Genomic DNA, 8,490 nt, shown 5'->3' with positions numbered 1-8,490 from the left:
CCAGGGCGCGGCGCAGAGCCTGACCATCGGCATGCAGGGCGAGCCGGGCACGATGGACCCGCAGTTCAACCTGCTCGGCACCAACACCTCGGCGCTGCGCAACATCTACGACACGCTGCTCTCGCGCGATCCGTCGCTCCAGCTCCGCCCGTCGCTGGCGGAATCCTGGAAGGCGGTGGACGACACCACCTGGGAGTTCCGCCTGCGCGAGGGCGTCACCTTCCACGATGGCAGCACGCTGACCGCCGAGGATGTGCGCTTCACCATCGAGCGCGTGACGCGCGTGCAGGGCAACCCGAACAGCTACGCCACCTACATCCAGGGCATCCGCGAGGTGCAGGTGGTCGATGCCCGCACGGTGCGCTTCCTCACCGACGGGCCGGTGCCGCTGCTGCCGGTCAACCTCTCCAACATCTTCATCCTCTCCTCGGCCAAGGGGGTGCGCAGCACGGGCGAGTTCAACAGCGGCGCGGCGGCGATCGGCACCGGGCCCTATCGTCTGGCCTCCTGGCAGCCGGGGCAGCCGCTGGTGCTGGAGCGCAACGCCTCCTATCACGGCACGGCGCCCGCCTGGTCGCGCGTCACCTTCCGCCCCATCCCGAGCGACGGCGCGCGCGTCGGCGCCCTGCTCGCCGGCGACGTGGACTTCATCAACGCTGTTCCCTTGCAGGACGTGGCGCGGCTGGAGAAGACCGAGGGCGCGCGGCGGCTGCGCGTGTTCAGCGGCCCCTCCGCCTATGTCTACATGCTGTTCCCCGAGCTGGAGAAGGAGCCGCTCGCCGGCACGCGGGACACGCAGGGGCAGCCGCTGGCGAAGAACCCGTGGAAGGACCCGAAGGTGCGCGAGGCCGTCTCCCTCGCCCTCAACCGCACGGCCATCGTGGAGCGGCTGATGGAGGGGCGCGCGCGCGTCGCCAACCAGGCGGTGCCGGAGGGCTTCTTCGGCCACTCGGAGAAAATCGCGCCCGCCCGCTTCGACCTGGAGCGCGCCCGCGCCCTGCTGCGCGAGGCCGGCTACCCCAACGGCTTCCAGACCAGCCTCGCCTGCCCGAATGACCGCTTCGTCAACGACAGCAAGATCTGCGAGGCGGCGGCGCAGCAATTGCAGCGTGCCGGTATCCGCGTCGATCTCAACGCCCAGCCGCGCGCCACCTTCTTCCCCGCCCGCGCGCGACGCGAATGGCCGCTGCACGCCGCCGGCTGGGGCAGCCTGACGGGCGAGAGCAGCTACTTCCTCACCAGCCAGGTCCACACCCCGAACAAGGAACTCGGCCTCGGCGCCATCAACTACTCCGGCATCGGCAACCCGGCGCTGGACGGGCTGATCCAGCGCGCCCGCCGCACCCTCGACGAAGGCCAGCGCCGCGCCCTGCTGGAGGAGGTGATGGAGAAGACCATGGCCGAGAACCTCATCATCCCCATCCTCACCTTCGAGGCGGTGTGGGCGGGGCGCGCGGACAAGGTGGGCTTCACCCCACGCGCCGACGAGGAGACACTCGCCATCGAAATCACCCCGGCGCGCTGATGCCGCTCGCCATCGATCTCTCGGGCCGGCGCGCTCTCGTCACCGGCGCGGGCACGGAGGGCATCGGCCGCGCGGCGGCGCTGCTGCTGGCCGGGGCCGGCGCGCGCGTGGCCATCCACCACCATGCCGAGCCGGAGGCCGCCGCCGCCCTTGCCGAACAGACCGGCGGCCCCTCGCTGCAGGCGGATATCGGCGACACGGCGCAGGCCGCCGGCCTCGCCCACCGCGCGGCCGAGGCGCTGGGCGGCCTCGACATCCTGGTGAGCAATGCCGGGATGCTGCTGCGCAAGCCGCTCGCCGAGACGACGGACGCCGAGTTCGCCCGCGTCCACGCCGTCAATCTCGGCGGCGCCTTCGCCCTCGCCCGGGAGGCGGCGGGGCTGATGCGGGCGGCGGGCCAGGGCGGGCGCATCGTCTTCACCTCCTCGGTGAACCAGTGGATGCCCAATCCCGGCCTCGTGGCCTATGGCAGCGCCAAGGGCGGGCTGATGCAGCTCGCCCGGCAGATGGCGCTGGAACTGGCGCCCGATGGCATCACGGTGAACCTCGTCGCTCCCGGCACCATCGAGACCGACTTCAACCGCGCCGCGCGGCAGGACCCGGCCTGGCGCCCGGCGAAGCTCGCCCTCATCCCCGCCGGCCGCACCGGCACGCCGGAGGATGTGGCGGGCGCCATCCTCTACCTCGCCAGCGACCTCGCGGCCTACGTCACCGGCAGCACCGTCACCGTGGATGGCGGGCTCTCGCTGATGGGGCAGCGGCCATGAGCGGCGCGGTGTGGCAGGCCTATGCCATCCGCTTCGCCAGCGATCCGGCGCGGCGCGCGGCGCAGACCTTCCTCGGAGGGGCGGGCGGCGATGCACCGACCCCCTTCGCCTACCACGCCTACCTGCTGCGCGGCCCGCAGGGCTGGGTGGCGATGGACACCGCCGCCAGCCCCGAGACCTGCGCCGCCTTCGGCAAGCCCACCGACGGCACCCTGCCCGCTGCCATGGCGCGGCTCGGCGTGGAGCCGGGCGTGGTGCGGCATGTGGTGCAGACGCATCTGCACTGGGACCATGCCGGGCAGCCCGGCCTCTTCCCCGCCGCCACCTTCCACATGCAGGCGCGGGAGATGGCCTATGTGAACGGCCCCGCCATGCGCCACGCCGTGCTGCGCGCCGGCTACCGGGCGGAGGACATCGCCGCCCACACCGCGCTGCTCCATGCCGGGCGCCTGGCGCTGCATGACGGGGTGGTGGAGCTGCTCCCCGGCCTCGAGCTGCACCATGCGGGCGGCCACACGGACGGGCTGCAATTCGTCCGGCTGCGCACGGCGCGCGGCTGGATGGTGCTGGCCAGCGACACGGTGGCGCTGCGCGCGCATCTGGAGCGGCGCGTGCCCTTCCCCGCCCTCTGGCATGTGGGCGACGCACTGGCCGCCTTCGAGCGCGTGCTGGCCCTGGCCGACGCGCCGGAGCTGGTCATCCCCTCGCACGACCCCGCCGTGAGCGACGGCGCCGAAGGCTTCGTGGCGCCCCTGTGACCGACAGCAACGAAGAAGAGTGACACGATGAGCCAAGCCGTCGCCGACCATCTGATTTCGCAGAAGGATGCGATCCTCGACCGCCTGATGGCGCTGCTGCGCCTGCCCAGCGTCAGCACCGACCCGGCCTATGCCGAGGGGATGCGCGCCACGCGGGACTTCCTGCTGCAACGCCTGGAGGCGCTGGGGCTGCAGAATGTCCGGCTGCTCGATGGCGGCGGCCAGCCGGCGGTCTATGGCGAATGGCTCGGCGCGCCCGGCAAGCCGACGATCGTCGTCTATGGCCATTACGACGTGCAGCCGCCGGATCCGCTCGACCTCTGGGTGACGCCGCCCTTCGAGCCCAGCATCCGCGACGGCCGGCTCTATGCCCGCGGCGCCTCGGACGTGAAGGGCTCCACCCTCATCGCGGTGGAGACGATCGGCGCCTTCCTGGCGGTGGAGGGCGGCTGCCCCGTCAACGTGAAGTTCTTCCTGGAGGGCGAGGAGGAGACGGGCAGCCCCAGCATCCGCCGCATCATCGAGGCGCACCGGGAGTTGCTCGCGGCCGATGCCGTGCTCTCGGCCGATGGCGGCCGCGCCAGCACCACGATCCCGACGCTGAACACCGGCTCGCGCGGGCTGTGCAAGCTGGAGGTGACGCTGCGCTCGGCGGGGAAGGACATGCATTCCGGCCGCTATGGCGGTGCCGTGCGCAACGCCATCCATGAGCTGGCCCGCCTCGTCGCCACGCTGCACGACGCCGAGGGCCGCATCCAGGTGCCCGGCTTCGACAGCGACGCCACGCCGCTGACCAACCGCGACCGGGCGGACGCCGCCGAGCTCGCCGGCGACGAGGCCGCGTTCTACGCCGGCCCGCAGGCCCTGCCGCATGGCGACCCGCTCTACAGCGTGCGGGAGCGCATCACCCTCCGCCCCTCGATCGACGTGAACGGCATGTGGGGCGGCTACACCGGGGCCGGCAGCAAGACCGTCATCGCCGCCGAGGCCCATGCCAAGATCACCGCCCGCCTGGTGCCGGGGCAGGACCCGGACGCGGCGCGGCAGCGTATCGTGGACCATCTCCAGGCGCATTGCCCGGAGGGGGTGGTGCTGGAATTCAGCCCGCCCGGCGGCAACTCCCCCTCCTCCACCCTGCCCGATGGCCACCCGCTGCTCGTGGCGGCCGAGGCGGTGGTGCGCGAGGCCGCGGGCCGTGCCCCGGCGCGGGCGCGCATCGGCGGCACCCTGCCCATCACCGGCATCTTCCAGGAGATGCTGGGCATCGACACACTGATGTTCGGCTACGCCATGCCGGACGAGGATGTGCACGCGCCCAACGAGTTCTTCCGCCTCGCCTCGCTGGAGGAAGGGCTGCGCGGCTGGCCCGCCCTGCTCTCCCGCCTCGGCGAGCGGGAGGCGGCATCCTTCGCGCCCTGGCGCAGGGCGCCAGTCATCTGATCCCCCGGCGCAAGGCGCCAGTTATCTGATCCCCCGGCGCAAACCGCCCGCCGCTTGACAGGCCTCGCGGCGGGGGCGCAAGGTCGGCCCATGACCAAGGCCGCGCCCTCGCTGCGATCCTATTATCCGCTCTCTCCATAGAGAGCGGCCCGGTCGACCCTGCCAGATCGAACCATGCCGCCGCCGGGCGGCATGTGTGTTTCAGGAGCATCCCCTCGGCGTCGGCGCCCAGCCCAGCCCGAGGTTTTCATGTCTCCCTCCCCGCTTCCGTCTCTCGGCCTGATCGGCCTCGGTGCCTTCGGCGCCTTCGCCCGGCCTCACCTCGAAAAGCTCTTCGCCGTGCATGGGCACGATCCGGCCCGGCCCGGCGGCGCCACCCTGGCGGAGGCCGCCGGCCAGCCCGTGGTGGTGCTGGCCGTGCCGGTGGCGCGGCTGGCCGAGGCGGCGCGTGCCATCGCCCCGCATCTGCGCCCCAACGCGCTGGTGGTGGAGGTCTGCTCGCTGAAGGTGCGGCCGCTCGCCACGCTGCGCGCCCTGCTGCCGGCGCATGTGGAGATCCTCGGCACCCATCCCCTGTTCGGGCCGCAGAGCGGGAGGGAGGGCATCGCCGGGCTGCGGCTGGTGCTCTGCCCCGGCGCCGGCGCGCGCGGGCGGCTGGCGGGGCGGATGCTGCGCCGCCTCGGGCTGGAGGTGGTGGTGATGACGCCGGAGGCGCATGACCGGCAGATGGCCTGGGTGCAGGGGCTGACGCATCTGCTGGGCCGCGTCGTGGCGGGGCTGGAGATGCCGCCCCTGCCCCACACCACCAGCAGCTTCGATCAGCTGATGCGCGCCACCGCCATGGTCTCGCAGGATTCCGAGGCGCTGTTCCGCACCATCACCGAGGAGAACCCCTTCGTGGAGGAGGTGAAGGCGCAGCTCCGGGAGCGGATGGCGGCGGTGCTCGGCGCGCCGCCGGCGGCGCTGGCCGCCTGAGCCTGCCGCGCGGCGCCCGCTACCAGCGCAGCCAGATCCGGCCGGCCAGACCGCCCAGCAGGCCAGTGAAGCCGATGCCCAGCCCGTACCACATCGCCAGGAAGAGCGGGCTGTCGTCGACGCAGTGCAGGGCGTAGAGCGCGGCGGCCACGCCGCCGGCCGCCAGCCCGGCCAGGGTGCCGCTCAGCCCCGGCCGGCGCGGCGCGCCCTGGCGCAGCGCCAGCAGCAGCCCGGCCAGCGGCGGCAGGGCCAGCAGCGGCACCAGGATCAGGCAGGCCAGGGCGTTCTGTCCGCGCAGCCGGGCGCCCCATTCGGCCGCCGGCGCCAGGGCCAGTTCCAGCGCCACGCCGCCCGCCAGCAGCAGCGCCACCGCCGCCAGGCCCCAGGGCCAGGCGCCGGGCGTGCCATCGGGCCGCGCCAGGCGCAGCGTCAGCGCCAGGGCGCAGAGGGCCAGGCCCAGGGTGGTGGCGAATTTCAGCAGTAGCGGCGCGGTGGGCAGCAGCGCCAGCAGGCCGGCGCGCGGCCCCAGCCACAGCAGCACGGCCAGCGCGGCCGGCACCGCCCCCGCCGCCAGCCCGATGCGCAGCGCGTCGGGCAGGCGCCAGCGCGGCGCCGCCTGGTCCTGCACCAGGGCGTTGATGAGCTCTGTGGTGTTCATGCGGCTTGCCTTCCGGTGAGCAGGGCCAGGGTCTTCAGCGCCCGGTGCAGGGCGACGCGCACCGCGCCCTCGGACATGCGGAGGCGCTGCGCCGCCTCCCGCGCGGAAAGCCCTTCGACCGTGAGGGCCTGGACGATGTCCCGCTGCCGGGCGCCGAGCTGCGCCAGCAGCCGGTCCAGCTCGTGTCCGCGCGCCGGCTCGGGTGGTGCCTCGGCGGGCAGGATCTCCAGCAGGTCGTCGATCGGCACATGCGCCGCGGCGGGCCGGCGGCGCAGCGCGTCGACCAGCTTGTGCCGCAGGATGGCGGCCAGCCACGGCCCGAGCGGCCGCGCGCTGTCCCAGCTGTGGCGCTTCAGGTGGATGGCCAGCAGCGCCTCCTGCACCACGTCCTCCGCCTCGGCCGGCGGCAGGCCGGCGCGCTGGAAGCCGCGCCGCGCCCGCGCCCGCAGCACCGGCGTCAGCGCCTCCAGCAGGCGCCGGTAGGCCGCGGCGTCGCCGGCCAGGCCGGCCTGCATCCAGCCGGACCATTCCTCATCCTCCGTCAGCCCGGCCTCCCCTGTGCTGCATGCGCCTGCCTCCGTTCGGCGCCCAGGGGCGGGACGTTACGCGGCGCCGGGAAAATATTCCGCCGCCGTGCCGTGTAATGCCGGGGTCCGGCGCGCCGTAATCGCCTCCGTGGGCCGCTTCCGGCCCCGCCGACCACGGAGACAGACCCATGGCTTCCACCTCCTCCACCCTCGCCCTCGCGCTGTTCGGCTCGCTCGGCACGGCCCTGGCGCTGGGCGCCGCCCCGGCCGCCGCGCAGCAGGCCGCCACCGAGAAATGCTACGGCGTCGCCCTGGCCGGGCAGAATGGCTGCGCCGCCGGCGGTGGGTTTCCTGGAGGTGCATGCCGAGAACTACATGGGCCAAGGCGGCGCGCCGCACGCCCAGCTCGCCCGGCTGCGCCAGGACCATGCGCTCTCCCTGCATGGCGTCGGCCTCTCGATCGGCGGCATGGCGCCGCCGGACCGGGCGCATCTGGCGCGGCTGCGCCGGCTCTGCGCCCGCTACGCGCCGGAGAGCTTTTCCGAGCACCTCGCCTGGTCCCGCCATGGCGAGATCTACTACAACGACCTGCTGCCGCTGCCCTACACGCCCGAGACCCTGGCGCGGGTGGCCCACCATGTGGACGCGGTGCAGGCGGCGCTCGGCCGCCCGATGCTGCTGGAGAACCCGGCCAGCTACGTCGCCTTCGCCGGCGAGACCATGCCGGAGGGCGTGTTCCTCGCGGAAGTCGCCCGCCGCACCGGCTGCTTCCTGCTGCTTGACGTGAACAACCTCTACGTCGCCGCGCGCAACCGCGGCGCCGACCCGGCGGCCGAGCTGGCATGCTTCCCGCTGCACGCCGTGCGGCAGGTCCATCTCGCCGGCCATGCCGCCGCCACCGGCCCGGAGTCGGGGCCGCCGCTGCTGATCGACGACCATGGCGCACCGGTGGCCGACCCGGTCTGGGCGCTCTACGCCCGCCTGCTGGAGGCGACCGGCCCGCTGCCGACGCTGATCGAGTGGGACAATGACGTGCCGCCCTGGCCGGTGCTGCTGCGCGAGGCAGCACGGGCCGAGGCGCTGCTGCAACCGGCCCGGACACGGCGGGCGGCATGAACGCTTCCCTGCCCCCGCCGCCGGCCGACGCCTCGACGGCGCCGCTCGCCGCCGCGCTGCTGGACCCGGCGGCACCGCTGCCAGCGCCGCTGCGCCCCCTGCCGGGCGAGGCGCCGGAGCGGCGCTTCGCCGTCCACCGCAACAACGTGGTATCCGGGCTGGTGGCGGCGCTGGCCGCGCGCTACCCGGCCGGGCAGGCCGTGGTGGGCGAGGCCTTCTTCGCCGCCATGGCCGCCGCCTATGCCCGCCGCCACCCGCCGCGCTCGCCGGTGATGCTGGCCTATGGCGGCGGCTTCCCGCGCTTCGTGGCCGGCTTCCCGCCCGCCGCCGCGCTGCCCTACCTGCCGGACCTGCTGCGGCTGGAGGATGCGCGCGCCCGCGCCTTCCATGCCGCCGATGCGCCGCCGCTCTCCCTCGCCGCCCTCGCCGGCGCCGATGCGGGGCTGGAGCGGCGGGTGCTGCGGCCCCATCCGGCGCTGCGGCTGCTGGCCTCGGCGCAGCCGGTGGTGACGATCTGGGCGATGCAGGTGGGCGAGATGCCGCTCGGGCCCCTCTCCGCCTGGCAGCCGGAGGCGGCGCTGGTGACACGGCCGCACCAGGCCGTGCTGGTGCACCGCCTGCCGCCCGGGGGGGTGGCCCTCGCCCGCGCCCTGGCGGCGGGCCGGCCGCTGGGCGAGGCCGCCGGGCAGGCGCTCGCCGGGCATCCCGGCCTCGACCTGCCCTC

The 8,490-nt window shown here is 74.3% G+C and carries 9 protein-coding genes and 1 pseudogene; 8 read left to right on the top strand and 2 right to left on the bottom strand.

Annotation, left to right across the window (positions count from 1 at the left end; translation table 11 throughout):
- From ACZJYS_RS20535 to ACZJYS_RS20515, 5 genes are all read left to right on the top strand, one after another.
- A partial coding sequence (locus ACZJYS_RS20535) for an ABC transporter substrate-binding protein (RefSeq protein WP_493180151.1) occupies positions 1 to 1,525 on the top strand: 1,525 nt, incomplete at its 5' end.
- Complete coding sequence (locus ACZJYS_RS20530; protein ID WP_493180150.1) at positions 1,525 to 2,292, top strand: SDR family NAD(P)-dependent oxidoreductase; 768 nt, start codon at positions 1,525 to 1,527, stop codon at positions 2,290 to 2,292. The genes ACZJYS_RS20535 and ACZJYS_RS20530, both read left to right, overlap by 1 nt.
- A complete protein-coding gene (locus ACZJYS_RS20525; protein ID WP_493180149.1) occupies positions 2,289 to 3,050 on the top strand; it encodes an N-acyl homoserine lactonase family protein in 762 nt (253 codons plus the stop codon). The genes ACZJYS_RS20530 and ACZJYS_RS20525 overlap by 4 nt, the downstream gene beginning before the upstream one ends.
- Before the next feature lie 27 nt (positions 3,051 to 3,077).
- On the top strand, positions 3,078 to 4,490 hold the full coding sequence (locus ACZJYS_RS20520; RefSeq protein WP_493180148.1) for a dipeptidase: 1,413 nt from the start codon (positions 3,078 to 3,080) through the stop codon (positions 4,488 to 4,490).
- A gap of 249 nt (positions 4,491 to 4,739) precedes the next feature.
- Positions 4,740 to 5,465 carry a prephenate dehydrogenase/arogenate dehydrogenase family protein gene (locus tag ACZJYS_RS20515; RefSeq protein WP_493180147.1) on the top strand — a complete coding sequence of 242 codons (726 nt, stop codon included), beginning with the start codon at positions 4,740 to 4,742 and terminating at the stop codon, positions 5,463 to 5,465.
- 19 nt (positions 5,466 to 5,484) lie between these two features.
- Here the strand turns inward: ACZJYS_RS20515 and ACZJYS_RS20510 are convergent, their stop codons facing one another.
- Positions 5,485 to 6,123 (bottom strand): NrsF family protein, encoded by a 639-nt coding sequence (locus tag ACZJYS_RS20510; protein ID WP_493180146.1) that lies wholly within the window; start codon positions 6,121 to 6,123, stop codon positions 5,485 to 5,487.
- Complete coding sequence (locus ACZJYS_RS20505) at positions 6,120 to 6,668, bottom strand: sigma-70 family RNA polymerase sigma factor (RefSeq protein WP_493180152.1); 549 nt, start codon at positions 6,666 to 6,668, stop codon at positions 6,120 to 6,122. Before ACZJYS_RS20505 ends, ACZJYS_RS20510 begins: the two co-directional genes overlap by 4 nt.
- A gap of 170 nt (positions 6,669 to 6,838) precedes the next feature.
- On the opposite strand from ACZJYS_RS20505, the pseudogene ACZJYS_RS20500 reads away from it, so the two are divergent.
- From ACZJYS_RS20500 to ACZJYS_RS20490, 3 genes and pseudogenes are all read left to right on the top strand, one after another.
- Positions 6,839 to 6,937 (top strand): annotated as a pseudogene (locus tag ACZJYS_RS20500) (hypothetical protein); the annotation flags it as partial.
- Positions 6,938 to 6,974: 37 nt separating this feature from the next.
- A complete protein-coding gene (gene bufB / locus ACZJYS_RS20495) occupies positions 6,975 to 7,766 on the top strand; it encodes an MNIO family bufferin maturase (protein WP_493180145.1) in 792 nt (263 codons plus the stop codon).
- A partial coding sequence (locus tag ACZJYS_RS20490; protein WP_493180144.1) for an HvfC/BufC family peptide modification chaperone occupies positions 7,763 to 8,490 on the top strand: 728 nt, incomplete at its 3' end. The genes bufB and ACZJYS_RS20490, both read left to right, overlap by 4 nt.

It is taken from the genome of Roseomonas sp. TS2 (genome assembly GCF_058833935.1).
This window is presented reverse-complemented; position numbering and strand designations above follow the sequence as displayed.

What these genes read in the sequence shown, in the direction of transcription:
- ACZJYS_RS20530 (WP_493180150.1), top strand. Translation starts at nt 1,525, where the DNA reads ATGCCGCTCGCCATCGATCTCTCGGGCCGGCGCGCTCTCGTCACCGGC.
- ACZJYS_RS20525 (WP_493180149.1), top strand. Translation starts at nt 2,289, where the DNA reads ATGAGCGGCGCGGTGTGGCAGGCCTATGCCATCCGCTTCGCCAGCGAT.
- ACZJYS_RS20520 (WP_493180148.1), top strand. Translation starts at nt 3,078, where the DNA reads ATGAGCCAAGCCGTCGCCGACCATCTGATTTCGCAGAAGGATGCGATC.
- ACZJYS_RS20515 (WP_493180147.1), top strand. Translation starts at nt 4,740, where the DNA reads ATGTCTCCCTCCCCGCTTCCGTCTCTCGGCCTGATCGGCCTCGGTGCC.
- ACZJYS_RS20510 (WP_493180146.1), bottom strand. Translation starts at nt 6,123, where the DNA reads ATGAACACCACAGAGCTCATCAACGCCCTGGTGCAGGACCAGGCGGCG.
- bufB (WP_493180145.1), top strand. Translation starts at nt 6,975, where the DNA reads ATGGCTGCGCCGCCGGCGGTGGGTTTCCTGGAGGTGCATGCCGAGAAC.